Source organism: Pseudoalteromonas ostreae (assembly GCF_018069805.1).
GTDB lineage: Bacteria > Pseudomonadota > Gammaproteobacteria > Enterobacterales > Alteromonadaceae > Pseudoalteromonas > Pseudoalteromonas ostreae.
The window spans coordinates 153608-178850 of the sequence record NZ_JAGPYN010000007.1; the positions used below are offsets into that span (position 1 = coordinate 153608).

Below are 25243 nucleotides of genomic sequence, written 5' to 3' on the forward strand. Positions count from 1 at the left end.
TTGGAGGTCTGCTTCTTTTTTAAATAATAAAAGGCAAGTAATTTTAATTACATAGGCACTCATGCTAAATTTTGTATTGTCTAGCTTAAGAACTGCAATTAGGTAAAGTATGCAGCAGGAAATAGAATCAAATAGATTGTTATTGCGTCTTTCGTTTTTTCTGACGCTGAATGTGTTGCAAAATTTGCTGGAAAAACAATTTGTTTTGGCCAATTAAAAAAGCCGTTGTTTAAAACAACGGCTTTTTAGTGTTAACGAGTTAAAGTCGAATTACATTACACGCATACCTGGCTCTGAGCCGTCGTCTGGGTTCAAAATATAGATTTCTTTTCCGCCAGGGCCTGCTGCCAGTACCATGCCTTCTGACATGCCAAAGCGCATCTTACGTGGCTTCAGGTTGGCAACCATAACCGTTAGTTTGCCTTCAATATCTTCTGGCGCATAAGCTGATTTAATACCCGCAAATACTTGGCGTGTTTCGCCGCCTAAGTCGAGCGTTAGTTTAAGTAGTTTATCAGCGCCTTCAACGTGTTCTGCTTTGGCTATTTTCGCTACACGTAAATCTACTTTGGCAAAATCGTCAAATTCGATTTCAGCTGCAATAGGCTCTTTTGCCAAAGGGCTGTTTGGATCGATTTTGTCTTTTGCTGCGAGTAAGCTTTCTTTTGATTCTTCGACCATTTTATTTACTTTATCCATTTCTACACGTTGCATTAATGGTTTAAATTTATTGATAGGGTGGCTAACAAGCGCAGTTTGCGCGCCTTGCCAAGATAGATCATCATTTAAGAAGTCTTCTACGTTTGCCGCCATGCCCGGTAATACCGGTTTTAAGTAAGTCATTAACACGCGGAATAAGTTAAGCCCAAGCGAACACACTTGGTGTGCTTGTTCTTGTTTCGTTTCGTCTTTGATCAATACCCATGGTGCTGCGGTATCAATAAATTGGTTTGCTTTATCAGCAAGCGCCATTATTTCACGAATAGCACGGCTATAATCGCGGTTTTCATAGTACTGGGCTACAGTATCGGTCGCTGCTTGGAATTCAGCTAATAATTGCGGCTCCATGACAGTGTCACTTAATTTACCGTCAAACTTTTTAGTAATAAAACCGGCGCAACGGCTGGCAATGTTAACCACTTTACCAACTAAGTCTGAATTTACACGTAGTGCAAAGTCTTCTAAGTTTAAGTCAAGGTCGGTAATACCGCTGTTAAGTTTAGCTGCGTAGTAATAACGTAAGAACTCAGGGTCGAGGTTGTCTAAATATGTACGGGCTTTAATAAACGTGCCTTTCGATTTAGACATTTTAGCGCCATTAACCGTTACAAAACCATGCGCGAATACATTGGTTGGCTTTCTGAATTTTGCGCCTTCAAGCATTGCAGGCCAAAATAAGCTGTGGAAGTAGATAATATCTTTACCGATAAAGTGGTAAAGCTCAGCGTCAGAGCCTTCTTGCCAAAATGCATCAAAGTCGATGCTTTGTTTGTCACACAGGTTTTTAAAGCTTGCCATGTAACCAATTGGCGCATCTAACCATACATAAAAGTATTTACCTGGCGCACCTGGAATTTCAAAGCCAAAGTAGGGAGCATCACGGCTGATATCCCACTGTTGCAGGCCATCGGCAAACCATTCGTCTAGTTTGTTAGCCATTTCTTGCTGAATAGTGCCGGAGTGAAGCCACTCTTTTAACATGCCTTCAAATGCTGGCAGGTCAAAAAAGTAATGCTCAGAGTCTTTAAGTACTGGCTCAGCCCCTGACATCACAGAACGCGGGTTGATAAGCTCTGTTGGGCTGTATGTTGCACCACATGCATCGCAGCTGTCGCCATTTTGGTCTTCAGACTTACAGGTTGGGCAAGTACCCGTTACAAAACGATCGGGTAAGAAAATGCCTTTTTCAGGGTCAAATAACTGTGAAATAGTGTGCTTTTTAATATGACCTGCATCGTTTAAGCGATTATAAATAAGTTCGCTTAATTCTTTATTTTCTTGGCTGTGGGTGCTGTGGTAATTATCAAATTTGATATTAAAATCAGCAAAGTCGCGTTGACGCTCAATGCTGACATTTTTTACCATTTCTTCCGGCGTGATCCCTTGCTTCTGCGCATTGAGCATTATTGGCGTGCCATGGGCATCGTCGGCGCAAACATAATAAGCTTCGTGGCCTTGTAGTTTTTGAAAACGTGACCAAATATCAGTTTGAATATATTCCAATAAATGGCCTAAATGGGTTGGGCCATTGGCATAAGGTAATGCGCTGGTAATGAGGATCTTTCGCTGTGCCATAATCATTCCGAATTGACGGTTCCGGTGAGGGAACGGATGAAAATCATAATATTATCAGCAAACCTAAAGGAAACACCTTAGTGGTTAGCCGATTTTCATTAATTGACTGGTGTTAATGTCTTGAATGTTACATAATTCCGAGGCAATTTTCATCAAAGAAACACTATTTTATTGCTATGTTTGGATTGTCGAAACTATTCTCTTCTAAATCGGTGCAAAAACAACCGATTATTACTGCTTTAGCAGGTTATCGCAGTGCCGCTTTTGCAGTTGGCATTGATGAAAAATTTATCAATCGTATTAAACCACAAAATGATAACTCATTATTGCTCAATTTAACGCTGCCATTTGCTGCGCTCTCTGAAATGCCAAAAGTGGCTGAGTTTGTCAGTCAAAAGCTAAAACAAACTGTGGTGATTACTGCCAATGTTGAGCTGCCTAGTGCATGCAAATTTAAATCTATAAAGCATATTGTACTGATCGCATCTGGCAAGGGCGGGGTTGGTAAATCAACGACGGCTGTGAATTTGGCGGGGGCACTGAGCGCAGAAGGCGGCAAAGTGGGGATTTTAGATGCGGATATTTATGGCCCCTCTATTCCAATGTTGCTGGGCTTAGGCGCCGTAGCACCTTCGGCACAAGATGATAAACAATTACTTCCCTTTGATGCTAATGGCATTAAAGCGCAATCAATCGGTTTTTTAGTGCCCAGTGATGATGCCACTGTATGGCGTGGGCCAATGGCTTCGGGTGCGGTTAATCAGTTACTTAACGAAACTGTATGGGGTGAGCTTGATTACCTCATTGTGGATATGCCGCCGGGCACCGGCGATATTCAATTAACTATGAGCCAAAAAGTGCCTGCCAGTGGCACTGTGATTGTCACCACACCACAAGATTTAGCATTGGCAGATGCGCAAAAAGGCATTGCCATGTTTAATAAAGTGAATGTGCCAGTGTTAGGTTTGATTGAAAACATGAGCCATTTTTTATGCTCGCATTGTGGTGAGCCTAATCATGTATTTGGTAAAGATGGCGCAATCAAATTGGCTCAGCGTCATGGTGTGCCAGTGTTATCGAAAATTCCACTGGCGATTGATATTCGCGAATATTCAGAGCAAGGCAAATTAATAGCAATGGATAACCAAGCGACTGTAAGTAAAACTTACGCTGATGCTGCGCGTTTAATTGCCAGTACGCTTTACTATCAACAACCCCATCATGACTCAGTTGAAATTGTGATAACGGATGATTAACTAATGAGATTATCAGATACCCATATTAAAGAATATATTGCCCAACAACGTATTATTATTGAGCCAAGCCCAACAGATGAGATGATCTCTGGTGTAACCGCAGACTTACGCTTAGGTAATAAATTTCGTGTGTTTCAAGATCATACCGCAGCGTATGTTGATTTAAGTGGCCCTAAAGATCAGCTAAATAAAGCAATGGAATCGATAATGAGCGATGAAATTGTGCTAAAAGAAGGCGATGCGTTCTTTTTACACCCAGGTGAATTAGCCCTTGCGATGACTTATGAAAAAGTCACGTTACCAGCAGATATCGTTGGCTGGCTTGACGGCCGTTCATCTTTGGCGCGTCTTGGCTTAATGGTGCATGTAACAGCTCATCGAATTGATCCCGGTTGGTCTGGTAATATCGTGTTAGAGTTTTATAACTCAGGTAAATTGCCGTTGGCATTACGGCCAATGATGAAAATCGGCGCAATGAGCTTTGAGACTATGTCAGGTCCTGCTGAAAATCCGTATAACACGCGTAAAGATGCCAAATATAAAGATCAAACTAGTGCTGTTGCTAGCCGTATAAGTGACGATAGCAATTAATTAAAAATATATTTTAAAATAAAGGCTTACTTTAGGGTAGGCCTTTTTATGGCTTGAAAATACAATCACTGGACTTTATTACCACAAACTTTGCTTAATTACTTTATTAACATATTATTCCAAACTTCAGGTTAATTACTGGCAATATCACTTAATACCCCCATACTTTAATTATCTTTTCATAAAGAACTATTTGCTAAAAGCACTTGGAGTGATGGTGGATCAGGTAAGTATATTAGCACGCGTATATTGTATAAATATTTTACTCACACTGCTTAGCATCATCGCTACAGCATCAGTGATGGCTGATGAATCGACAGCGAAGGGATGGTTAGTGCCAGCGAACCTCCCTTTTGAGCGTATTCATCCTTTGCTAGAGCAGGAAGTCAGCACACTCTCAAAAATAGATTTATCTTATGTTCGTATTAAGGGGGAGCAAGGTTATTGGTTTATTGTTGATTTAAATAAACAGTCTCAATCAAAGGCGAATGTTATTTATGCAGACAATTCCCATTTAGCGCAGCTTGATTTTTATACTCTTGATGAGAATTTTAACCTGTTAGTTGAAGTAAATAATGAGGCATACCGTTATATTAATAAGGTACTCCCACACGCACAGTTATATGCAGACGAAGCACGTTGGGCGGCAGTTTACGTTCGCCATAGTGAAGATGACAGGATGGGCATTAGACTTGCTACTGCTGCTGAATTTGCCAAGTTGATAAACACGAAACTGCGAAATTTCTTTTTAATAGCTGGACTATTATTGTTGAGTATTGCGATTGCGGGCACTGTCTATGGTTTATCTCATCAAGTGAAGTCACTTTACTTACTTGGTTATCTTATTTGTGTACTAAGCGAGTTTTTAATTGCAAAAGGGGTGTTGAATTACTTTAATATAGAATTTGTATCCTTATGGTATATAAAGTTACAGTTTTCATTTCAGGTGCTGGCATTAGCGGTGATCAACTTTTATTTTATTCACTATTTACAATCGCAGAACCTTTTAAACGCTCGACAAGATAAACTAACTGTTTATATAGGCTTATTTAGTGTTGCAGCAGTATTAAGCTGTGTTATGAAGCAATCAGAGCAATTTGCTGTAGTGACTGTGTGTTTGGGCGCTATGCTGGTGTTGCTGTGTTATTTATTTTTTTATTGGCTTAGTAATACCAAAAAAACAATACAATTTAAGTTTGTGCTTGTCTGGTTTGCAGTGATACTACAAACGTTATGCTGGCAAGCAACGCTGGTCTCAGGTGCAAAGGTACAGCAATTTAATGATGTGTTACTGGTGCTAAATGTGATTACTTTTGTGTTGATGTTACTCATTCATGAGCGTGAGTGTGTTAAGCAATATAGTTACAGCCTCACTCATGATGATGATACAAAATTACCCAATAAACAGTTACTAATCAAGCGTCTTGATAATCAGGTAATATTAGAAATAGAGCATTCTTTACTGCTCTTTAGACCTGCGGTACTGAGCAATGCTCGGGCAAGCTTTGGTTATGAGCATGTAAATGATCAAATAAAAGTGACCATGGGCAAATTAGTTCCGCAATTAGCGTCAATGAATGTGATGTGTATTGAGACTAACCTTCAAGGTAGTCGTTGTATTGCCAGATTGGATGACAGCACCTATGGGGTTGTGATAGTCGGCAAGTTAGAATTAAGCCAAATAGAGCAGCTTGTATGTGTGATCAATAGTGTCTTTGCTGAGGGGATCACTCATAAACGCATTCACTTAATTGATAAAGTGGAAATTGGTGTGGCAAATTATCCGCTTCATGCAAGTACGTCATTACAACTAGTCCAGCGAGGGCTACAGGCACTGGCGGTTAAACCACTTCATGGTGAACGTTGGCATATGTTTAATATAGATAATGTGGCGTTATCGCAACGACGCATTGCGATTGCATCAGCTCTAAAAGAAGCCATTGAATTCGATCAGCTTAGTTTGTTTTTTCAACCGCAGATATATCTAAACACCGGTAAAGTGCACGGTGCGGAAGCTTTATTGCGTTGGGAGCATCCACAACTAGGCAACGTTCCCCCTGATTTATTTATCCCTATAGCTGAATCATCAGGAATAATTTCAGATTTGACTGAATGGGTTATTACGCAAGCACTGCGATATCAAAAGAAAATGACGGCATTATTACCTGAGCATATTATTTCAATCAATATTTCGGCTAAAGATTTGCAGCGCAAAGATTTACCTGTGTTATTTATAACCTTATTGAATGAGTATCAGCTTAATCCGGCTAATGTAATGTTAGAACTAACAGAATCGGCAACTCTCTTTGAGGGGGTTGATATAAGAAATGCACTGAATGATTACCGCTTAATTGGCGTTAAAATAGCGATTGATGACTTTGGAACAGGGTATTCGTCACTCGCGTATTTGAGCAAAATGGGCTTTGATGAAATAAAAATAGATAAGCAATTTGTAATGAATATTGAATACTCTAAAAATGATCAAACAATTTGTCGTGCCACCTGTGATATTGCTAAATCATTGGGCTCGTACGTAGTAGCCGAAGGGATTGAAGATAGTCAAAGTATGGTGAAATTACAAAGTTATGGCTGTGAAGTTGGTCAGGGATACTTCTTTTCACGACCCTTACCGTTTGACGATTACATGCTATGGCTTGAACAAAACTTTGAAGCTACCACTGTATTTGTTAATGATCTTGGAAAAGTCGTTGACCTAGTTGGGAAAAATAATTATTGAGCGCGTTATTACAAATTTTCAAGCTATCGTGCTTAGGATAAATAAGCGCTGAGTTATTTAGCCCAGAGACTAAAAAGTGATTAATGATCTGCTCATTACAAGCAATACATGCTTCAAAACTACGCGCAGCTAATTCTTCAGGCATACTCATATAAAACTGCTGATGCTGTTTATCAAATTTTATACAGTCTAAAACATACTGATTAGCGTGTTGGCTGATTGGTTCTAGAAATACCCCTTGGTAAAATCTATTTAATGCTAAGTTTAGCGGGTGACTTTGCTCAATTACGTATTCCAGCCAAAGTTTAGAGGCAAAATGCTGTGGCGAATGCTGGGGAAATACGTGCTTAGTTATATGATGATCAAACGCATGAAACCATTCATGCGCCAGTGCGCCTCCGCCTGCATTTTTTGCCAGCGCAAGAGTACGAGTACGGCTATTATAATGGGCTTGGACGTGTTGTTGGCCGTCATGGCCAAAAGCAAAGTTGAGTTTCCCCCTCAGACCAATGGTCTTTGGTGGCACTTGCAGAATTTGCGCTAAATCGGCTAGTGCGTCGTAAATTAAATTAGCACTAATAAAGCGTTCTTCTTTAGTGACCCATTTACCCACCACCATAGTGCAAAAACCAAATGTATCGCGGATATCACTAAAGTCAACTTGGTCATCAAATCGGTAATCTGGTCCTTGGCGGTAAAACCCGCGCTTTAAGCGATTGCTGGCACTCATTTGGCTTGATAACGTGCTTTAACATGCTCAGGCATAAACTGGGTTTGTTTGCTGTTGAGCGCTTCTAGTGCGTGATACAGAGGTTCAGGGTTAATATGCTCAATCAAGGATAAACTATGTGCAACCGCTTCTAATGTGGAGAGGCTATCTGCACGGGGAGCTTTGCGAATGCGATATTGGTTTTGTGGGATCGTCGTAAAGCTGACCTTTTTAAAAGCCGCAAGGGCTGGGGTAAGTTGCATGATCTTAAATGCTTTTTTCCAGGTGCCATCGAGTACAATTAGATGACTTAACCGGCTTTTAAATTGCTGCGTTACGGTACTTTCATCATCCAGCATGAGGGCATTATCATCAGGGTAGAGTAAGGCAGTTGTGGCAACGGGTAATGTGTCTAATTGTGCAAAATCAGCCTGCGTTTCTCCTACCATGATGTCATATTGCGTTAGGCACAGTGTGAGTAAACGGGCGGTGTTTTTAGTGATCTTTACTTCGCTAGGATGCTGCAAAATTATAACTTTGAGTTTATTGTCCAGTATCGACAAATCTTCACAAAGACACGTTTGTAGACTAAATTTACAATTAACACATAAAGAACGGGACATAAAAGAATCTTTATTAATAGCAATAAGTTGAAAAATTAGCTAATTATACGCTTAATTAGACTATTAGTTGGTTTTTTTTCTATAGGACGATAAAGTATACAAATAAGTATAAGTTACTGGTTTAGGGTTGCTAAATACCAAAAGGATAAATAATGAACACAATAGTCATTGATGAAAGCGCATTGGAAAGTATGGAATCGTTATTGGGGGAGCAATTTAACGATACGCTGACTTTTTGTTGTGCTGAGTTTGAGCGATTAGGCTCTGAAGTATTGGCGACAATACATAGTGATATCCAAGTCGCAAGCCGCCATGCTCATAGTCTAAAATCTAATGCCGCGCAGTTTGGTGCAAGTAGTCTATCTCAGGTGGCCAGAGAAATTGAACAAAGTTTAAATAATAATGATGTTTCCCAGGCACTTGAGGCAGCACAACAACTTGACAGCCAAGTTGCAGGCTCAAAAGCCAAGTTAACCGATTGGTTACAAAAGCGTTAGTTAGCTATACCCAGACGTGAATTTATTTCAGTTTTGAAGTATTAAATCCACTGGTATTTAGCCCCTTTACTAGGTTAATCTAGTTGTTCCACTAGTAGAGGTAAAAATGTCAGAAATTAAAAAGAGTCATAAATTACAAGGCGTTTGTTATGATATTCGTGGGCCGGTGTTAGTTCAGGCTCGCAAAATGGAAGATGAAGGCCAAAAAGTTTTAAAATTGAATATTGGTAACCCTGCGGCATTTGGCTTTGATATGCCTGAAGATATGCACCGCGATATTATTCGTAATTTGTATTCAGCCCAAGGCTACTGTGACTCCAAAGGCCTCTACTCAGCCCGTGTGGCTATTTATCAGCACTACCAACAACGTGGTTTATATAACTTAGACGTCGATAATATTTATATTGGTAATGGGGTCAGTGAATTAATTCAAATGACGACCCAAGCTTTGCTTAATAATGATGATGAGGTGTTGATCCCAGCACCTGATTATCCATTGTGGACCGCTTCAGTCAAACTTGCAGGTGGTAATCCAGTTCATTACCTATGTGATGAAGAGCAAGATTGGTTTCCTGATATTGCTGATATTCGCAGTAAAATCACGTCAAAAACTAAAGCATTAGTGCTGATCAACCCTAATAATCCGACTGGTGCAGTATACGACGACGCACTTTTACAGCAGTTAATTGATATTGCACGTGAACATAAATTACTGTTATTGAGTGATGAAATCTATGAGAAGATTTTATACGATGGGATCACGCACAGCTCCATTGGTGCACTGTGTGATGATGTGCCGATCATTACCTTTAATGGCTTAGCAAAAACCTATCGCGCAGCAGGTTTGCGTATGGGGTGGATGGTGTTAAGTGGCCGTACTGCATTGATGGATGATTTACGTAAAGGTTTAGATATCTTAGCCTCTATGCGTTTATGTGCCAATGTACCGGCACAATATGCGATCCAGCAAGCATTAGGTGGCGTACAGTCGATTGATGGGTTAATTAATCCGGGTGGACGTTTATACGAACAACGTGATATTGCATGGCGCGGTTTAAATGCCATTGAGGGGATTTCGTGTGCAAAACCAAAAGGGGCGTTATACGCATTTGCCAAAGTAGATACTGAGCGTTTTAATATCAAAAATGATGAAAAAATGATTTTAGATTTACTTAAAGCAGAAAAGATCTTACTGGTTCACGGAAGAGCATTTAACTGGCCAAATCCAGATCATTTCAGATTAGTATTTTTACCTAACAAAGATGTTTTAACGACCGCGATGAGTAAGATGCAACGCTTTTTTAGCGATTACAGACAAAGCTAACGTAGTAACAAAGTTATAAATACTAAAAAGCGAGCATTAATACTGCTCGCTTTTTAGTTTAATGTAATAGCTTAATAGGCTTTATCAACGCGGACTGTATTATCTGATAAATACACTAAGCGGACGCTGTCGCCAGTTCTAAATATCATTTGATTGTCTTTGTCTTGTACCACCATAAATTGTTCACCATTTTCAACTTTGATCATTAACTCGACTAAGTGGTATTGATTATAATGGCTGCTTTGTTGCCTGTTGTTCGCCACGCTGCCACCGATGATCGAGCCTAGAATAGTCGCTGCGGTGCGACCACTGCCGCCGCCAAATTGGTTACCAATCACGCCACCAAGTAATGCACCGCCAAAAGTTTTCCAGCCACTATTTTTGTCTTGAACAAGTTCTTGTTCGGTAATATTACGTACAGATTGAACACTGCCAAATAGCACTTGCTGTACAGGCACGGCTTTATTACGTTCATATGCGGCAAAACTTGGGTTACTGATGATCAGGGCTGTACACAGCCCAAGTATGAGTTTATTCATCATTTACCTCCTCAGCTAAACTACCAGCCAAAGGTTGATTTTTCGCGGGTTTTACGAATTTCTGTTTCGTCCGCCCATTCTACTAAGCCACTTTTTAAATCCATTAAGCGCATTGTAAATTTATAGTATACGTCGGCTTTGTCGGCATTCGATTTTACGATGCTCGACAGGTTGCCATAAAGCATATACTGCGCGCCAACTTGTTGGCCAAATGCAATCGCTTTAGTTGGGTCAACTAGGGCATCATCATTTTGAAAGTTTAATTGTTCTCGAGCGGCTTCTACGCGGCCCATATCAACAAAACGAAATTTACCACTGCGCAATAATTGTGTTGAAATTGAATCGGTAATTGATTCAGTATCAATGTGCTCACTGGTTTTGTTTTTTATACGTTCAACAAATACGATTGGTCGAGTATTCGCTGTTAATGTGCCGACCACGGGTGATGCCAGCAGTGAATCCGTCATTTGGCTGGCGACTTTTTGTAAGTCAGTTGAACCGAAGTTAATATCAGTTGTTTCTACAGCTTGTGCGTCACCGTAGCTAACTACGGCTTTATTGGCACAGCCACTGAGGGCAAGCGCACTCAACCCCAGCAACGCAAAACCCGAGAGTGTTTTAAGCGTTGGTTTTTTAGTTGTATTGACTGTATTCATTTTAGTGTCCTTTAATCTTTAAATTCTTGTGCTTGAGTCGATACTTCGCGTACCGCTAATGAAAATGTGACCGCATCAGATGTAGGTGCAAGGCCAGGTAATTGTACATTTGCAAAGCCAAATAAAGTCAATGATTGCCATGGGGAATGATTGCCTTTGATCACAAAGCCATCGCCGTCATACCAGGTAAATTGATACTGTAAATATTGTGATTTTTTATACTGACTCGAAAGTGTGACAACGACATCAGTTAATTGATTTGTTTGTCGAGTCTTTACATCACTAATGGCCAGCTTTCTGCCTAGCGCAGGGTTATCGACTTTTAACTGTTGTTGGTATTGCGCTGAAGCTTGTTCAACACTTATACCCGATGTGGTCGGTCTACTGGTACAGGCAGCAAGTAGACAGACAGTTAATAATGGCACTAAATATTTCATGATAGCTCCTAAAGTTGCACTACATGGGAATTAAAATAGTTGTTAATAGAGGTTAGATAAATCAAGGTTAACCCTTGCTTACTAACCGTAAAGTTTATGTCGTTGTGATTGGCAAGTTTTAAAACATGGTCTCCTGCTGTTAATTGGGTGCGCGCAACACTTATTTGATTCGGTAAGGTTAACCAACTGCGGGTATCTGCTTGCTCAGAGGCTAGATTGTAAAGATTCGCAAGTATATTACCCACATCTCCACCACTTCGAGCCAGCTCTGCCCGTACTTTTTCTTTTGCGACTAGCCGCAGTATCTGCCTAGACACTCTTGCTGGCGTTTGCTCTTCAAGTGTTTTAGCTGCTAACGCTTCTATTCTTACCAATGGGCTCAAAGGTAAAATCTGTGTTCCTATACTTATTTCATTAACCGTTGGTATATAGGCTCTATCTTTATAAACGGGCATCGCTAAGCTATAAAAACGGGCATCACCACCGGATGTATAAATAGGCAGACGCAACACAAATTCATCTTTTTCCGGCACTAAACCTTGTTCAATCAAGATCACAACATCACCGCTGTTGGCGATTTTTTTTGGCAGTTCAGCAAAGCGTTTTTTATACTCTGCATAATCTTGATCAAACCCTTGCTGTTTTGCTAATTGCAGCACAACCTGCTGCAAATAGGTATTTTCAGGGTTGATCTCTAATGCCTTTTTATAATCTATATATGCATCATCGTATTGCTTATTACTTTGATAGAGCAAACCAGACAGATAAAATGTAAACGCATTTTGATAGCCATTTTTTACGTTTTTGATCACCTCATCCATACCTGGGTAATGTTTTTGTGCTGCTTTTACGCTGGCGTCTATGTCGTCTTGATTAGCCGTTAACGCATCTGTTTGCACTTTATTTGCACGGCGAACCTCGACTAACGCACCTTCGATATTATGTTGATATATATAATTAAGAGCTTGGTAACTGTGCAGCATACTCATTTCATAAGCCGCTGGCGTATAGCCAATGACTGAATCATTGGTTAAAAGGGCGTTACTTTGTTCAAGCCCTGCGCTTACTTGTATTTTTGCAGCTTGGCGTTTTATTTCCATTTGCTGATATACCGCTTCGTACTGTGGTTTTGCAGCCTCATTTTGGTTATTTAAATTGCTTAAACGGGCTTGCTCTAATTGATTGAGCAAGTAGTTACTATGTGATTGCCCATTAGTTGGTAATAGCTGTTGGGCTTGGTCGATATTGTTGCTCTTAATAGCTTGGCGTACAGGCGTCATTTGGGTGGCGTAATCCGAAAAGAGATCACTAAGCCCAATGGTGCTGCATCCACTTAGCATGATACAAAAGCCAAAAATAACACTGCGTTGCACATGGCACTCCTTTTATAAGCGTTAATACAGATTAGCATAATCTAATCCAGAGGAGATGTTAAACAATGTAAAAAAGCGTAGCAATCACGGTGTTTAAGCGAAATGGTTACGCGATCATTCGTCACCGAGTTAGTTGTTTGCTGGCTAAATAGCCGTTGGGCTCACATTCAGCACGTAACGCTGATACAGTTGCGGCAAGTTCGTCAAAATAGCAGCTTTGCCAGCAAGCTGACTGTTATTAATAGTATCAGCTAATACGGTTAAACTCTGATGTTGCAGTAAAATGTTAGATTGCACTATGTGGCTAATATGCCAAGGTTCAGGCGCAACGCCGCCTAAATCATGTTGATAAGGGCGATAAAAACCATACTTTTCTAAATGACTATCAAGCCATTTTGTCAGCGCTGCAAAAGGGCCATTCTCTTGGTATTCGTGAGGCTCTAACTGCAACTGATAGTGATCAGAAACACTGGATTGGTCAAAAATATCCAGATCAGTACCAAAGTGATGGCGACTGGTTCCCGGTAGGGCTGAATAAAGCATAATGGCATGGCATTTTTCAATGTCTGTCATGGAGGTTAAATCAACGGGCTGTTGCTGCTTATTGAGCACAGGTCGATGACCATTAAATTTAGCATTCCAAATCAATGCTTGACGTTCAAAGTTACGAAAGCTTGATGCAATAGTCAGTGCAAAGCCTGCATTGCGAGCTGCATTTTGCAACTGCATAAAGTCATCAATAATGTCTTTATGCAGTTTATGAGCTTGATAATCAACAAGCAGCAGCTCGTCTTTACCACAGGCACACTCAGCCAACTGTTGCGATGTGAGCTTAGCAGGGTTCATGTCAAAAGTTGCTCTAGAATTTGCTCGTAAATATCAGCAAGAGCAATGAGATCATGACTACTTACGCACTCATTGACTTTATGAATGGTGTCATTACGTGGGCCAAGTTCAATAACCTTAGCGCCGGTTTGTGCTATAAAACGTCCATCTGAAGTACCGCCAGTGGTTTCAAGTGCGGTATCTAAGCCAGTTATTGATTTGATAGCTGTAACCGTAGCATCAATTAGCGGGCCGCCTTCGGTGATAAATGGCTGACCATTAACAATCCAACTCAGCTCGTATGCAAAACCATATTCAGCCAGAATGTCGTTAACGCGTTGCTGGAGTTGCTGGTGAGTTACTTCGGTACTAAAGCGAAAATTAAATTGCACTTCAAGCTCGCCTGGGATCACATTACCAGCTCCCGTGCCGCCATTAATATTTGAGATCTGAAAACTAGTAGCAGGGAAAAACTCATTGCTGTTGTCCCATACCGTTTGACTCAACTGTGCAAGCATTGGCGCTGCACTATGGATCGGGTTTAGGGCAAGTTGCGGATAAGCCACATGGCCTTGTATGCCTTTAATAGTTAAAAAGCCAGTCAGTGAGCCTCGGCGGCCATTTTTAACGACATCGCCCAGCGCATCACGCGATGAAGGCTCGCCGACCAAACACATATCTATTTTTTCATCTCGGGCCTCTAGCGTATCGATTACGCGCGTGGTGCCGTTGATAAAAGGGCCTTCTTCATCAGAGGTAATTAAAAAAGAAATTGAGCCTTTATGATCGGGGTGTTTAGTTACAAATCGCTCGGTTGCTACCACCATGGCCGCTAAAGAGCCTTTCATATCAGCGGCACCACGGCCATGCAACATGCCATCGGCTAGTAAGCCAGAGAAAGGCGGGTACTGCCAGTTCTTTTCTGGTCCTGTTGGTACTACATCAGTGTGACCTGCAAAGCAAAAGTGCGGAGAGCTGTCGCCTTTACGCGCCCATGTATTTTGGGTGTCAGTAAAAAACAGCGATTCAATATTAAAACCAAGCTGTGCCAATCGCTCATTCATTATAGTTTGGCAATCTGCATCTTCAGGTGTGACTGAGCGACGCTGTATTAAGGCTTGTGCAAGTTCGATGACGGGGTGATTCATGATGCAAAAATCTCATCGTATTGCGCTGGTTTAAAACCTAAATGATAGCTGTTGTTGCGAATAAGTACTGGGCGCTTGATCATTGCCGGTTGTGCTAGCAAAATTGCCAAGGCAGTATCTTTATCAAGGTTCTGTTTTTGCTCATCTGATAATTGGCGATAGGTTGTGCCACGTTTATTGACCAGATCTTGCCAGTCGATGTGCGTTGCAAACTCAGTGATCATATCAAGGCTTATGCCGTCTTTACGGTAATCATGAAAATTAAAGTCAATGTTGTTATCGGTTAAATATTTTTTGGCTTTTTTTATAGTGTCGCAGTTACTAATGCCGTAAAGAGTCGTCATATTAATTACTTCTTAGTTAGTGTTAAAAGAGTGTCTACCCCAGCTGTGACCTGAGATAAAGAATAATGTATTGGTTTAAGTTTATGCCCGTTAAGTAAAATAAGGCTGGCAAGTAAGGGGCTGTTGAGATCTCTAAGATCAAAATAAGCGAGCCGTTGCCCTTTGGTTATTTTACTGCCGTTGAGTTGGGCTATATGAGTGTGTTTAATGTGTTGCTGTTGGTCTAAATATAAATTTAGAAGCACTTTTAAGCCATTATTAGCTTGTAAAATAAATTCAGTACCAGCATTTTTTACTTGCATTAATGTACCATCAAAGGGCGCTAATATTTTATGATTACTCAGGGCAACCATAATCCCCGGGCCAAGTGTGCCGCAGCTAAAGAAGGGTTCTGGGTGCTCGCTTAATGGGGCAACTTTACCACTAAAAGGGCTACAAATTGCAATGCTGTTAGCCGCTAACTGACGTTGTGGTAAATAACTAATATCCGTGTATTTCATTATGTTAATTTGGGCTCATTGAGTAACTGATAACCATCTTTTTTTAATGCACTGATAGCATCTTTAATACGCCGTTGTTTTACTAAAACGTAATCAGTGTCGTAAGTTGAAATCGCAAAAATTGAGATATTTGCTCTGGCTAAAACCCCAGAAATATTTGCCATAATTCCGGTTAATGAAAAACCAAGTGGACCGATCACTTCTAATGCGCGCCAATCGTGCTCAGCATCTAGGCTGTCAATGGCGAACTGGCTAGGACAAACAATAGATAACTCATCCTTGGTTTTGGCGATAATAAACATTGATTGTTTGAATAAAGCAGCGGGGATCTCGCTATTAACATCAAGGCTATGAATGGTCAAGGCCGTACTATGCAGTTGTAACGTTTGCTTAGACATTGCTACCCCTTTTTTAATTGTGAGACTTCCCATCTGTGTATACTGATCAATAGTATAGATTATCTTGCTTAAATAAAAGAGCAATGTTGTCCACAATTTCTGTGGATAAGGTTGGGAATAGGGAGGTATAACAACGCTAAGTTATTTACTTTATTAATAATTTTCATTAGCTAAAGAAATGCACAGGGTAAAGTGATCATAATGCAATCACTTTACCCAGGGTGTTAAATATTTTCGGCTTGTGCCGCTTGGATAGCAGTAAGCGCAATGGTATAGACAATATCATCAACCAAAGCACCACGGCTTAAGTCATTGACGGGTTTTCGCATACCTTGCAACATTGGGCCGATACTTATCAAATCAGCACTTCGTTGTACCGCTTTATACGTGGTATTACCGGTATTTAAGTCTGGAAATATAAACACCGTCGCTTTACCAGCCACTGGGCTATTTGGTGCTTTTTTAAGTGCGACATTTTCCATAATCGCTGCATCATATTGTAATGGGCCATCGATGATCAGATCAGGGCGTTTTTGTTGCGCTAACGTTGTTGCCAGACGGACTTTTTCTACATCAGCCCCAGTGCCTGACGTGCCAGTGCTGTAGCTTATCATCGCTACTCGTGGCTCAATACCAAATGCGGCGGCTGAGTCTGCAGATTGAATGGCAATATCGGCTAATTGCTCAGCGGTTGGATCAGGATTAATGGCACAATCCCCGTATACCAGTACTTGATCAGGCAGCAACATAAAAAACACCGACGATACTAATGATGACCCTGGTGCTGTTTTTATTAATTGCAGCGGCGGACGAATGGTGTTGGCGGTTGTATTTACTGCACCCGAGACCAGACCATCGACTTGACCACGCTCTAACATCATAGTGCCAAGCACAACGTTGTCTTGGAGCTGTTCAAGGGCAACCACTTCAGTTAGGCCTTTGCTTTTACGAATTTCAACCATAGACGCAACATAGTCGTTGATCACATCCTGAGGTTCGATAATGGTTACATTTTCGTTTAGCTCAACACCTTGTTGTATAGCGATACGTTCAATTTCTTCTCGATCGCCCAATAGAATGGTCTTCGCAATACCACGTTGACCGCAAATAGCGGCGGCTTTTATTGTTCGAGGCTCATTGCCTTCAGGTAACACCACCGTTTTTGCCGCTTGACGGGCTTTATCCGTAAGCAAATAACGAAATGCTGGAGGCGACATTTTACGGGTTTTACCGACACTTTTAGCAAGTGTATCCAACCAGTCGGAATCAATATGGCTGGCATTATGATGCTTTACTTTATCAATTCGTTGTACGTCATCGCACGGTACTTCCATATTAAAGTTATGTAGTAGCAATGAAGTACGCCAGGTGTCAGCATCTGTACTGAGGATTGGCAGGCCGGTGGCCATCGCTTGTTCGCACAAGGTCATGATCCGTGGCTCAGGTTTAAAACCACCCGTTAATAAGATAGCTCCTAATTTAGTGCCATTCATGGCTGATAAACAGGCCGCAACTAACACATCTGAACGATCGCCTGGGGTCACCAGCAGTGCGCCTGGGGTAAAATGATTTAAGATATTGGACACAGTTCTGGCACAAAATGTTACTCGGCGTAGACGACGGTGAGCCATATCACCGTCGTTGATCACATCAGCTTTTAAATACGCACATAAATCTTTAACGCGCGGCGCAACCAGCTCAAAATCCCATGGGATCGAGCCAAGTAACATAAACGGGTGTTTTCTAAAAATAGGTAAAGATGCTAAGCGATTGAGCTCATTGTCAAGCTCGTCGGGTTTATGTGCTTCCACGAGATCGGCGCGTGCTCTGCCTTCATCATCCAGTGGTGCATTCACTTTATTAAAAATACAGCCTAATACGCGGGCATGGTCAACACTGCCATAATAACCGGCTGCAATTTCTAAGCGGTCTTCAATTTGATCGTTACTGTCATTACCAGGAGTGAGTACAAACACAATGTCAGCGCCGAGAGTTTGTGCTATTTCGCGGTTAACTCTACCTGCATAAGGTTGGCGGCGAGTAGGGACCATACCTTCGATAATAGCGACTACATCGTTGCCTATGGCATTTTCAAACCGCTCAACAATTTCTTCAAGTAAATCATCACCTTTACCATCCCCGATCATTTGCTCTGCATAATTTAGTGCAAAGGGAGTAGGTGGTGTAATGGGCGAGCCTTGGGTGACAATTTGTGTTGATTTTTCAGGGCCAGTTTCACCTGAGCGAGGCTGGGCTATGGGCTTGAAAAAATTAACTTTGACCGCTTTTTGTTCTAATGCACGTACTAACCCGACCGAGACCGATGTTAAACCAACCCCAGTAGAGATAGGTACTAGCATAATTCGACGTGCCATAATTATAACTCCTGTGCAATTGAGGCGGCATCAAGAGCAATGACCCACTCTTCGTTTGTTGGCATTACTACTGCTTTAGTTTTTGCATTATGACTGCTGATAATACCTTGTGTGCCAAATAGGGCTGCAAGGTTAGCTGTACGGTCGCAATCAAGGCCAAGATAGCTCAGCTGAGTAATTACTTTATCACGAATAATATCGGAGTTTTCACCAATACCACCGGTAAAAATTAACGCATCAAGGCGTTGTAATGGCACCATAAATGCGGCTATTTGTTTTGCTAAACGATAACAAAACATCTCCAATGCTAAAATGGCTTTTTCATTTCCTGCGACAGCAGCTTCTTCTATTGTGCGACAGTCATTAGAAAGTTCACTGATACCTAGTAAGCCGCTTTGCTGGTTTAATAAGTCATCAATTTGTTGTGCATCGTAGTTAAGTTGGGTGGTTAAAAAGTTAAATAAACCCGGATCAATATCTCCGCTGCGGGTGCCCATCATTAAGCCTTCTAGTGGGGTTAAGCCCATGCTGGTATCAACACTTTTGCCATTTTTAATCGCACACACAGAGCAGCCATTTCCTAAGTGGGCGCTGATAAAATTACTTTGCTCAATAGGCTGGTTTAAAAGGGCTGCTGTTTGACCTGCAACATAATAATGGCTGGTACCATGAAAGCCGTAACGTCTAACACCATAATCAGTATAAAGTTTATAAGGAAGGGCATATAAATAGGCAACATTGCCCATGGTTTGATGAAACGCGGTATCAAACACAGCAATTTGCGGTAATCCCTTGAATGATGCTTGCGCCGCAGCAATGCCTAATAAATTAGCGTGCCCATGTAATGGCGCAAGCGTAGCGGCTTGGGTAATGCCTTTAATTACATTGTCGTCAATCAGTACCGATTTGGTAAAGTGCTCGCCACCGTGAACCACGCGATGACCGACTGCAATAAGGTTTTCAGCTAAATGGTGTTCGTTAATAAGGCTAACTAAGGTATCGATTGCTGCACTGTGAGCTTGATTAGGCGCAAGTTCAATCAGTTGTTTTTTGCCAAGGTATTTGTATTTCACAGATGGCGACGATGAGCCTAGGCGTTCAGCAAGACCTGAAATGATTTCTTCAGATGTGGTGGCATTTAAAATAGCGAATTTTAAACTCGAACTTCCACAGTTCAGTACAAGAACATGATGAGGTGATGATTGCGAAGACATAACAGGATCCCATTTTTTGACAATTGCGCATTAAGCTTAGTTGTTATATAACCAAGTACTCGAGCATAGTGATTAAAGTAAAAGAGTCATTGGTCGATAAATTGCTATGGATATCTGTAATGACTATACTAAAGTCTAGTTGACTTAACGTGCACTTATTTTAACTCATTAATTGTTTTAAGGTAAGTTTAAACCATGATCAAAAACACGTTTTGGACGAAAAAGGTGGAAGGGATTTTACACAGGAATGTTACCGTGAATATGATACACTCATTGAGGTAACATTAATAAATACACCAGCGACACCTAGGAGTCATGATGCAAAAAAGTGTGATGTCACAAGTCCAAACTGGTCGTGAATATGCAAAAAAATGGCCTATGCGTAAAGAATTAGCGCCTCTGTTCACGGAGTTTAGAGTGATCAAAGCCACCGAGCTGGCAATTACAGTAATGCCGATTTTGGCAATGCTCACTTTATTTATGCAAATTAATTATTTAGGCAGCAGTTTTTTACCGCAAGCAGTGGCTATCGCGTTGTTTTTTTTATCTCTACCGCTACAGGGATTGCTGTGGTTAGGCAAGCGTGCAGATACTGTCCTTGAGCCTGCCATGGAGCATTGGTATAAAGAGCTCCATACGAAAATGGTAGCCAATGGCTACCAAGGGCATGTTCCAAAAGACAAACCACGTTATGCGGAGTTGGCCCATTTACTCAATGATATGTTTGATAAAATGGACCGCGCGTTTACCCGAGAGAATCTGTAACACGTTTAAATTGACTAACATAAAATGACAGGGTGACAACTTGCTCACCTTGTTGTTCTAGTTGTTGCCAATGTTCAGGGCGAAACTTCCAAGCAAAGGGAGTCATAGTGATCAAGTTCTTCACATCTTTAAATGGCAAACTTATCTGTTGTTCTAACAATGTTTGCTCTATAAGCTCAAACCCTTCAGGCGCAGCAATCGGTGTATGCGCATTGACGTCTCGATAAATATAGTGCTTGAGTTCTTTTAAATGCCAAGGGCCAGGGCTTGCAACTACCAATGTAGCGTCTACTTTTGCTAATCGAGCCAATTCAGCATCAAATAATGGGGCAAAAATACTCACTAATACATCTGCTGAGCCATCACTAAATGGAGCTTGGCTGATTGATGCAACGCTAAAATTACAGTTACTGTATCGCTTTGCAGCATATTTAACCGCTGATTTTGATATATCGACGCCATATACGTGTGCTGTACATGCATTGGCAATCGCATGAGTATAAAAACCTTCCCCGCACCCTAAATCAATTACCTGTTGTGGTACTTGCAGAGCAACTCGCTGTGCAACGGCATGTTGTAAAAACTGGTAGTGCCCAGTGCTTAAAAAAGCACGTCTTGCTTGTACCATGTCAAGATTATCACCAGGTTGCTTAGAGTTCTTTTGTTGCACAGGTAATAAATTCACATAGCCTTCTTTTGCAGTGTCAAAGCTATGGTTGTTAATACACTTTAGCACTTTGGCCTGTAATTCAAGTGACTGCTGACAGAGCGGGCATTGGTAATCGAGACTCATGAGTCTAGGTAATCCTTATCATAAAATGTTTTTACCCAATGTGGGCGATAGATGATCAATAGGGTAATAGCCATGCCGTTTAACATCGCTTCAGGAAAGCAAATAATGACACATAAATAGAGATAATTTTCACTTAATTCAAACCAATTGTAATTGCCGGTTAAATAATAAAATAAGCTAATAGTGATAATCTTAAAGCAGGCGACGAAAGCGGCGCAAATAAAAGTGCATACAAAAATGTAAATGAAAAAATGCCGTGGTAATAGGTTATAACACAGTATAAATACCCCATAACTGACTAAAATGGGTAAGTAAGCGGTTAACAATAAGTGGATAGGTAATTGCGCAATGCTTATTTGATTAAAAGCCGTTAACAGCAGGCTGGCTAAGGTGGCGCTCAATAATGCAAAGCGCCAGCCTAAAATAAGCGTTATGGCAGTTACACCTAAAATATGCAGTTCAAGACCGGGTAATATGCCGGCTTTAATTCGCCACAATAAGGCAAATGCTAACGCACAGACAAATAGGCCTGTTTGACGGGCCGGCGTGGTTATTAAATGTTGGTAGTGTGACTTATTGACACTCGACCAAAAAATATAGCCGATAACAAGCCAGGTAATTGCCTGAAGTTCAATGCTTATTATCGGGATTGTCGTTAGCTTATCCATTAGCGTTAACTAAAGGTTGACCATATTGGCGCATGATCTGATGGCTTTTCAATACCACGTAATTCATAGTCAATTCCCGCGTCAATACAACGAGCAGCCAAAGATGGAGTCGCTAGGACAACGTCAATGCGTAGACCACGATTATCATCAAAGCCGCGAGAGCGATAATCAAACCAAGAGTACTGCTCGCTTGTGTCTGGGTGAAGTTCACGAAAGGTGTCTGTAAAGCCCCAATCTAGCAAGGTTGCAAGCCATTGACGCTCTTCAGGTTGGAATGAACATTTGCCAGTTTTTAACCAACGCTTGCGGTTAACCTCACCAATGCCAATATCAAGATCAGTAGGAGAAATATTGATGTCGCCCATGACAATGACATCCTCGTCGTTACTGTGGTGGCTTTGTAAGTGAGTCATTAGATCGCGGTAGAACTGTCGCTTGTACGGAAACTTTGTTTCATGAGTAATGTTATCGCCTTGTGGAAAATAACCATTCATTACGGTTAGATCACGGCCATTTTCTTGGTTAACAGTGACGCTGATCATACGCTTTTGCGATTCATCAGTATCTGTTGCGAATCCTTTAACCACAGACTTAGGTTCAGTTTTGCATAACATAGCTACACCATAATGCGCTTTTTGACCATGAAAATAAACGTGGTAACCCATCTTTTGAACGTCTTCGAGTGGGAAAGCTTCATCATGTACTTTTATTTCTTGCAAGCCGATAATATCAGGCTGATGTTTATCAATGATTGCTTGTAATTGGTGCAGACGAGCTCGCAGCCCATTAATGTTAAATGAAATTACTTTCATGGCTAGACCTTAAGTTAGAGTTGTTTTTTTGCAAACTATGGCAAATTCTATCATCAATTTACGTGTGGTACATGTGCTTATTTATAATAATAAAATCGCTCAATTGTTGAATAAGGCATGAATTTTGATCAAACATTGTTAACGCTTTTTTAAATGAAAAATTAAATAGATAATCCAGTTGATCCATAAACTTCGGTCTATATAATGCGCAAAAATCACTCATAATATAACTCCACTTAAAGGTAAATCATGAAACTACAATTATTAGCATTATTCGTCGCAGCGACTGCTTTCTCTGAGACTGCTAGTGCAGCACATTATTATAATGCTGATCACAAAATTGAATCTAAATTATGCTCAATCAGTGCTAACGAAGGATTTACTGCAGCACGCAAAGTTGCAGCTCAGCACGGGGTGTATTTATCGCGTTATTCAAAAAGTATTTTGTGCAATGGTGATGATATTCGTGATATTGCTAAAAAAGTGGATGATGAAGTTCGCCAAGAAAAAGTAATTGAAGTGTTTGCTAAAAATTCACATGTAGAAACACAGTTATGTATGACAGCATTGAAGCAAGGTTTGGCTCCAGTGAAAGAAAAAATAGCAAACTTAAACTCATTGAAATGCAATGGTGAAGTGGTTACTGAGTTTGTGAAACGCTATCAAGGTGCGACAATTTGATTAAAATGTAACACACTAGTTAGTTTATTTTTAATAGCAGCGCTTAAATCGCTGCTATTTTACATTTTTAAAGAATAACTTTTCCAACCTTTGTATTGATCTGGCATAATAGCGTGTTGAATATACCGCAACGTCTTGGTGCCTATGGTGACAAAATCTGCTACAAAAATGGCTACGAAACGGATCAGTGATGAGCAACTTGTTGAGATCATTGAGGCGACGATTTTTGTTGCGGGAAAACCAATCAGTAAACGGCATTTAAAAGACACCGTATTAACTGAGTTAAGTGTGTCTATGGCACGTATTAACCTCGCGATTGAACAGATCCAAATTCATTATCAAACCCGTGGTATTCGCTTAGTTGAAGTGGGTAGTGGATTTAGATTTCAGGCGTGTGCGAGCTTAGCCCCTTGGTTAAATAACCTTTGGCAAGAACGGGCGCCGAAATATTCCCGTGCACTATTAGAAACTCTTTCGCTTATTGCTTATCGTCAGCCGATAACTCGGGGCGAGATAGAGCAAGTACGTGGAGTGACCGTAGGCTCAACTATTATTAAAAGTCTGCTCGAGCGTGAGTGGATACATGTTGTTGGTCATAAAGAGGTGCCAGGTAGGCCCGCTTTATATGCCACAACCAAACAATTTTTAGATTATTTTTCGTTAACAGGTTTAGATAATTTACCGCCACTGCCAAAACAGCAGCAAAGTAAAATTGACCAGTTATTGAGTGATCCTTCTGTGAGAGAACTATCCGAATGAGTATACAAGGTGAAAAGTTACAAAAAGTCTTAGCAAGAGCGGGCGTAGGCTCGCGACGTGAGATGGAAAAATACATTGATGCAAATCGTGTCAGTGTTAATGGTAAAGTAGCAAAGCTGGGTGATCGTGTTGAAGAAACCGACCAGATCCGTGTTGATGGCCATACAGTAAAAATTGAAGAAAAAGCTGAACGTATCTGTCGTGTTGTTATGTATAACAAACCTGAAGGTGAGTTATGTACACGTAAAGACCCTGAAGGACGTAGAACAGTATTTGACCGCCTGCCCCGCGTTGATGGTGAACGTTGGATTGCTGTTGGTCGTTTAGATATAAATACCGCAGGTTTAATGTTGTTCACCAATGATGGTGAGCTTGCAAACCGCTTAATGCATCCAAGTTACGAAGTCGAGCGTGAATATTCAGCACGTGTATTTGGTGAAGTAACAGCAGAAACCATCAAAAATTTAACCAAAGGAGTTGAGCTTGAAGATGGTATGGCAAAATTTCTTACTATTAAACCACTGGGCGGTGAAGGTATTAACCGCTGGTATAATGTAACGCTGACTGAAGGGCGTAACCGTGAAGTACGTCGTTTATGGCAATCTCAAGATGTTGAGGTTTCTCGCCTTATTCGTATTCGTTATGGTAAGTTAGAGCTCGATAAACGTCTACCACAAGGTGGTTGGGCTGAGCTAGATTTAGAGACTGTAAATTACTTACGTAAAACAGTTAAGCTTGGCCGTGAAACGCAAACAAAATTATCTGTTATGCCTGAAAAACGCAAAGATAAACGCGCTAAAATTAATCAAATTCGCAAAGCAGTCAAAAAACATAATAATCGTGTTAAACAAACTAAACGCCGTTAATATCTGCCTTGCATTAAAAAAGCCGCTAATTAGCGGCTTTTTTATGTTTAGTACTTGG

Annotated in this window: 26 protein-coding genes; 9 read left to right on the forward strand and 17 right to left on the reverse strand. The window is 40.9% G+C overall.

Annotation, left to right across the window (positions count from 1 at the left end):
* Positions 1-270: 270 nt before the first annotated feature.
* Positions 271-2295 carry a methionine--tRNA ligase gene (metG, locus tag J7338_RS07645; protein ID WP_210796497.1) on the reverse strand — a complete coding sequence of 675 codons (2025 nt, stop codon included), beginning with the start codon at positions 2293-2295 and terminating at the stop codon, positions 271-273.
* A gap of 176 nt (positions 2296-2471) precedes the next feature.
* On the opposite strand from metG, the gene apbC reads away from it, so the two are divergent.
* The 3 genes from apbC to J7338_RS07660 all read left to right on the forward strand — a co-directional run bounded on the left by apbC (position 2472) and on the right by J7338_RS07660 (position 6879).
* Entirely contained in the window at positions 2472-3551 is a 1080-nt protein-coding gene (gene apbC, locus J7338_RS07650; protein ID WP_210796498.1) for an iron-sulfur cluster carrier protein ApbC, read from the forward strand.
* Between the two features lie 3 nt (positions 3552-3554).
* Entirely contained in the window at positions 3555-4142 is a 588-nt protein-coding gene (gene dcd, locus J7338_RS07655; RefSeq protein ID WP_145233702.1) for a dCTP deaminase, read from the forward strand.
* Between the two features lie 193 nt (positions 4143-4335).
* Positions 4336-6879, forward strand: a complete 2544-nt coding sequence (locus J7338_RS07660) for a putative bifunctional diguanylate cyclase/phosphodiesterase (protein ID WP_210796499.1) — start codon at positions 4336-4338, stop codon at positions 6877-6879.
* On the opposite strand, the gene J7338_RS07665 is transcribed toward J7338_RS07660, so the two are convergent.
* Entirely contained in the window at positions 6830-7609 is a 780-nt protein-coding gene (locus tag J7338_RS07665) for a CLCA_X family protein (protein WP_210796500.1), read from the reverse strand. The genes J7338_RS07660 and J7338_RS07665 overlap by 50 nt on opposite strands.
* Positions 7606-8211 (reverse strand): tRNA-uridine aminocarboxypropyltransferase, encoded by a 606-nt coding sequence (locus J7338_RS07670; RefSeq protein WP_210796501.1) that lies wholly within the window; start codon positions 8209-8211, stop codon positions 7606-7608. The genes J7338_RS07665 and J7338_RS07670 overlap by 4 nt, the downstream gene beginning before the upstream one ends.
* 152 nt (positions 8212-8363) lie before the next feature.
* On the opposite strand from J7338_RS07670, the gene J7338_RS07675 reads away from it, so the two are divergent.
* Positions 8364-8708 carry an Hpt domain-containing protein gene (locus J7338_RS07675; protein ID WP_210796502.1) on the forward strand — a complete coding sequence of 115 codons (345 nt, stop codon included), beginning with the start codon at positions 8364-8366 and terminating at the stop codon, positions 8706-8708.
* Between the two features lie 106 nt (positions 8709-8814).
* Positions 8815-10032: a pyridoxal phosphate-dependent aminotransferase gene (locus J7338_RS07680; protein WP_210796503.1), complete on the forward strand. Its 1218-nt coding sequence runs from the start codon at positions 8815-8817 to the stop codon at positions 10030-10032.
* Between the two features lie 71 nt (positions 10033-10103).
* Here J7338_RS07680 and J7338_RS07685 read toward each other — a convergent pair whose 3' ends face one another.
* The 11 genes from J7338_RS07685 to J7338_RS07735 all read right to left on the reverse strand — a co-directional run bounded on the left by J7338_RS07685 (position 10104) and on the right by J7338_RS07735 (position 19841).
* Complete coding sequence (locus tag J7338_RS07685) at positions 10104-10571, reverse strand: outer membrane lipoprotein (protein WP_210796530.1); 468 nt, start codon at positions 10569-10571, stop codon at positions 10104-10106.
* 20 nt (positions 10572-10591) lie between these two features.
* Positions 10592-11227, reverse strand: a complete 636-nt coding sequence (gene lpoB, locus J7338_RS07690; RefSeq protein WP_145233716.1) for a penicillin-binding protein activator LpoB — start codon at positions 11225-11227, stop codon at positions 10592-10594.
* 11 nt (positions 11228-11238) lie between these two features.
* Positions 11239-11664 carry a YcfL family putative periplasmic lipoprotein gene (locus tag J7338_RS07695; protein WP_182717901.1) on the reverse strand — a complete coding sequence of 142 codons (426 nt, stop codon included), beginning with the start codon at positions 11662-11664 and terminating at the stop codon, positions 11239-11241.
* A gap of 8 nt (positions 11665-11672) precedes the next feature.
* Positions 11673-13037, reverse strand: coding sequence for a COG3014 family protein (locus J7338_RS07700; RefSeq protein WP_210796504.1), 1365 nt, complete (start codon positions 13035-13037; stop codon positions 11673-11675).
* A gap of 144 nt (positions 13038-13181) precedes the next feature.
* Entirely contained in the window at positions 13182-13883 is a 702-nt protein-coding gene (locus J7338_RS07705) for a M15 family metallopeptidase (RefSeq protein WP_210796505.1), read from the reverse strand.
* Positions 13880-15010: a succinyl-diaminopimelate desuccinylase gene (dapE, locus tag J7338_RS07710; protein WP_210796506.1), complete on the reverse strand. Its 1131-nt coding sequence runs from the start codon at positions 15008-15010 to the stop codon at positions 13880-13882. Before dapE ends, J7338_RS07705 begins: the two co-directional genes overlap by 4 nt.
* On the reverse strand, positions 15007-15354 hold the full coding sequence (locus J7338_RS07715) for an ArsC family reductase (protein WP_210796507.1): 348 nt from the start codon (positions 15352-15354) through the stop codon (positions 15007-15009). Before J7338_RS07715 ends, dapE begins: the two co-directional genes overlap by 4 nt.
* A 5-nt stretch (positions 15355-15359) precedes the next feature.
* Positions 15360-15854, reverse strand: coding sequence for a PTS sugar transporter subunit IIA (locus J7338_RS07720; protein ID WP_210796508.1), 495 nt, complete (start codon positions 15852-15854; stop codon positions 15360-15362).
* Positions 15854-16252, reverse strand: a complete 399-nt coding sequence (locus tag J7338_RS07725) for an ACT domain-containing protein (RefSeq protein WP_210796509.1) — start codon at positions 16250-16252, stop codon at positions 15854-15856. The genes J7338_RS07720 and J7338_RS07725 overlap by 1 nt, the downstream gene beginning before the upstream one ends.
* Positions 16253-16476: 224 nt before the next feature.
* Positions 16477-18627 (reverse strand): phosphate acetyltransferase, encoded by a 2151-nt coding sequence (pta, locus tag J7338_RS07730; RefSeq protein WP_210796510.1) that lies wholly within the window; start codon positions 18625-18627, stop codon positions 16477-16479.
* Positions 18628-18629: 2 nt separating this feature from the next.
* Positions 18630-19841, reverse strand: a complete 1212-nt coding sequence (locus J7338_RS07735; protein ID WP_210796511.1) for an acetate kinase — start codon at positions 19839-19841, stop codon at positions 18630-18632.
* Between the two features lie 318 nt (positions 19842-20159).
* Between J7338_RS07735 and yfbV the strand changes: the two genes are divergently transcribed.
* Complete coding sequence (gene yfbV, locus J7338_RS07740) at positions 20160-20606, forward strand: terminus macrodomain insulation protein YfbV (RefSeq protein ID WP_145234096.1); 447 nt, start codon at positions 20160-20162, stop codon at positions 20604-20606.
* Here yfbV and rlmA read toward each other — a convergent pair.
* Genes rlmA through xthA form a run of 3 tightly spaced genes read right to left on the reverse strand, consistent with a single transcriptional unit; the run spans position 20587 to position 22879 of the window.
* A complete protein-coding gene (gene rlmA / locus J7338_RS07745) occupies positions 20587-21399 on the reverse strand; it encodes a 23S rRNA (guanine(745)-N(1))-methyltransferase (protein WP_210796512.1) in 813 nt (270 codons plus the stop codon). The genes yfbV and rlmA overlap by 20 nt on opposite strands.
* Entirely contained in the window at positions 21396-22043 is a 648-nt protein-coding gene (locus tag J7338_RS07750; RefSeq protein WP_210796531.1) for an energy-coupling factor ABC transporter permease, read from the reverse strand. Before J7338_RS07750 ends, rlmA begins: the two co-directional genes overlap by 4 nt.
* A 29-nt stretch (positions 22044-22072) precedes the next feature.
* A complete protein-coding gene (gene xthA / locus J7338_RS07755; protein ID WP_210796513.1) occupies positions 22073-22879 on the reverse strand; it encodes an exodeoxyribonuclease III in 807 nt (268 codons plus the stop codon).
* 249 nt (positions 22880-23128) lie between these two features.
* Between xthA and J7338_RS07760 the strand changes: the two genes are divergently transcribed.
* The 3 genes from J7338_RS07760 (at position 23129) to rluB (ending at position 25185) form a co-directional block, all read left to right on the forward strand.
* Positions 23129-23560, forward strand: coding sequence for an exonuclease III (locus tag J7338_RS07760; protein ID WP_210796514.1), 432 nt, complete (start codon positions 23129-23131; stop codon positions 23558-23560).
* Positions 23561-23728: 168 nt separating this feature from the next.
* On the forward strand, positions 23729-24319 hold the full coding sequence (gene scpB, locus J7338_RS07765) for an SMC-Scp complex subunit ScpB (protein ID WP_210796532.1): 591 nt from the start codon (positions 23729-23731) through the stop codon (positions 24317-24319).
* Positions 24316-25185, forward strand: a complete 870-nt coding sequence (gene rluB, locus J7338_RS07770) for a 23S rRNA pseudouridine(2605) synthase RluB (RefSeq protein ID WP_145233749.1) — start codon at positions 24316-24318, stop codon at positions 25183-25185. Before scpB ends, rluB begins: the two co-directional genes overlap by 4 nt.
* The last annotated feature ends 58 nt before the right edge of the window (positions 25186-25243 follow it).

What these genes read in the sequence shown, in the direction of transcription:
- J7338_RS07760 (WP_210796514.1), top strand. Translation starts at nt 23,129, where the DNA reads ATGAAACTACAATTATTAGCATTATTCGTCGCAGCGACTGCTTTCTCT.
- J7338_RS07720 (WP_210796508.1), bottom strand. Translation starts at nt 15,854, where the DNA reads ATGAAATACACGGATATTAGTTATTTACCACAACGTCAGTTAGCGGCT.
- J7338_RS07735 (WP_210796511.1), bottom strand. Translation starts at nt 19,841, where the DNA reads ATGTCTTCGCAATCATCACCTCATCATGTTCTTGTACTGAACTGTGGA.
- xthA (WP_210796513.1), bottom strand. Translation starts at nt 22,879, where the DNA reads ATGAAAGTAATTTCATTTAACATTAATGGGCTGCGAGCTCGTCTGCAC.
- J7338_RS07705 (WP_210796505.1), bottom strand. Translation starts at nt 13,883, where the DNA reads ATGAACCCTGCTAAGCTCACATCGCAACAGTTGGCTGAGTGTGCCTGT.
- dcd (WP_145233702.1), top strand. Translation starts at nt 3,555, where the DNA reads ATGAGATTATCAGATACCCATATTAAAGAATATATTGCCCAACAACGT.
- J7338_RS07685 (WP_210796530.1), bottom strand. Translation starts at nt 10,571, where the DNA reads ATGAATAAACTCATACTTGGGCTGTGTACAGCCCTGATCATCAGTAAC.
- J7338_RS07680 (WP_210796503.1), top strand. Translation starts at nt 8,815, where the DNA reads ATGTCAGAAATTAAAAAGAGTCATAAATTACAAGGCGTTTGTTATGAT.
- rlmA (WP_210796512.1), bottom strand. Translation starts at nt 21,399, where the DNA reads ATGAGTCTCGATTACCAATGCCCGCTCTGTCAGCAGTCACTTGAATTA.
- lpoB (WP_145233716.1), bottom strand. Translation starts at nt 11,227, where the DNA reads ATGAATACAGTCAATACAACTAAAAAACCAACGCTTAAAACACTCTCG.
- scpB (WP_210796532.1), top strand. Translation starts at nt 23,729, where the DNA reads ATGGCTACGAAACGGATCAGTGATGAGCAACTTGTTGAGATCATTGAG.
- metG (WP_210796497.1), bottom strand. Translation starts at nt 2,295, where the DNA reads ATGGCACAGCGAAAGATCCTCATTACCAGCGCATTACCTTATGCCAAT.
- J7338_RS07715 (WP_210796507.1), bottom strand. Translation starts at nt 15,354, where the DNA reads ATGACGACTCTTTACGGCATTAGTAACTGCGACACTATAAAAAAAGCC.
- J7338_RS07695 (WP_182717901.1), bottom strand. Translation starts at nt 11,664, where the DNA reads ATGAAATATTTAGTGCCATTATTAACTGTCTGTCTACTTGCTGCCTGT.
- dapE (WP_210796506.1), bottom strand. Translation starts at nt 15,010, where the DNA reads ATGAATCACCCCGTCATCGAACTTGCACAAGCCTTAATACAGCGTCGC.
- J7338_RS07725 (WP_210796509.1), bottom strand. Translation starts at nt 16,252, where the DNA reads ATGTCTAAGCAAACGTTACAACTGCATAGTACGGCCTTGACCATTCAT.
- yfbV (WP_145234096.1), top strand. Translation starts at nt 20,160, where the DNA reads ATGCAAAAAAGTGTGATGTCACAAGTCCAAACTGGTCGTGAATATGCA.
- apbC (WP_210796498.1), top strand. Translation starts at nt 2,472, where the DNA reads ATGTTTGGATTGTCGAAACTATTCTCTTCTAAATCGGTGCAAAAACAA.
- rluB (WP_145233749.1), top strand. Translation starts at nt 24,316, where the DNA reads ATGAGTATACAAGGTGAAAAGTTACAAAAAGTCTTAGCAAGAGCGGGC.
- pta (WP_210796510.1), bottom strand. Translation starts at nt 18,627, where the DNA reads ATGGCACGTCGAATTATGCTAGTACCTATCTCTACTGGGGTTGGTTTA.
- J7338_RS07670 (WP_210796501.1), bottom strand. Translation starts at nt 8,211, where the DNA reads ATGTCCCGTTCTTTATGTGTTAATTGTAAATTTAGTCTACAAACGTGT.
- J7338_RS07675 (WP_210796502.1), top strand. Translation starts at nt 8,364, where the DNA reads ATGAACACAATAGTCATTGATGAAAGCGCATTGGAAAGTATGGAATCG.
- J7338_RS07665 (WP_210796500.1), bottom strand. Translation starts at nt 7,609, where the DNA reads ATGAGTGCCAGCAATCGCTTAAAGCGCGGGTTTTACCGCCAAGGACCA.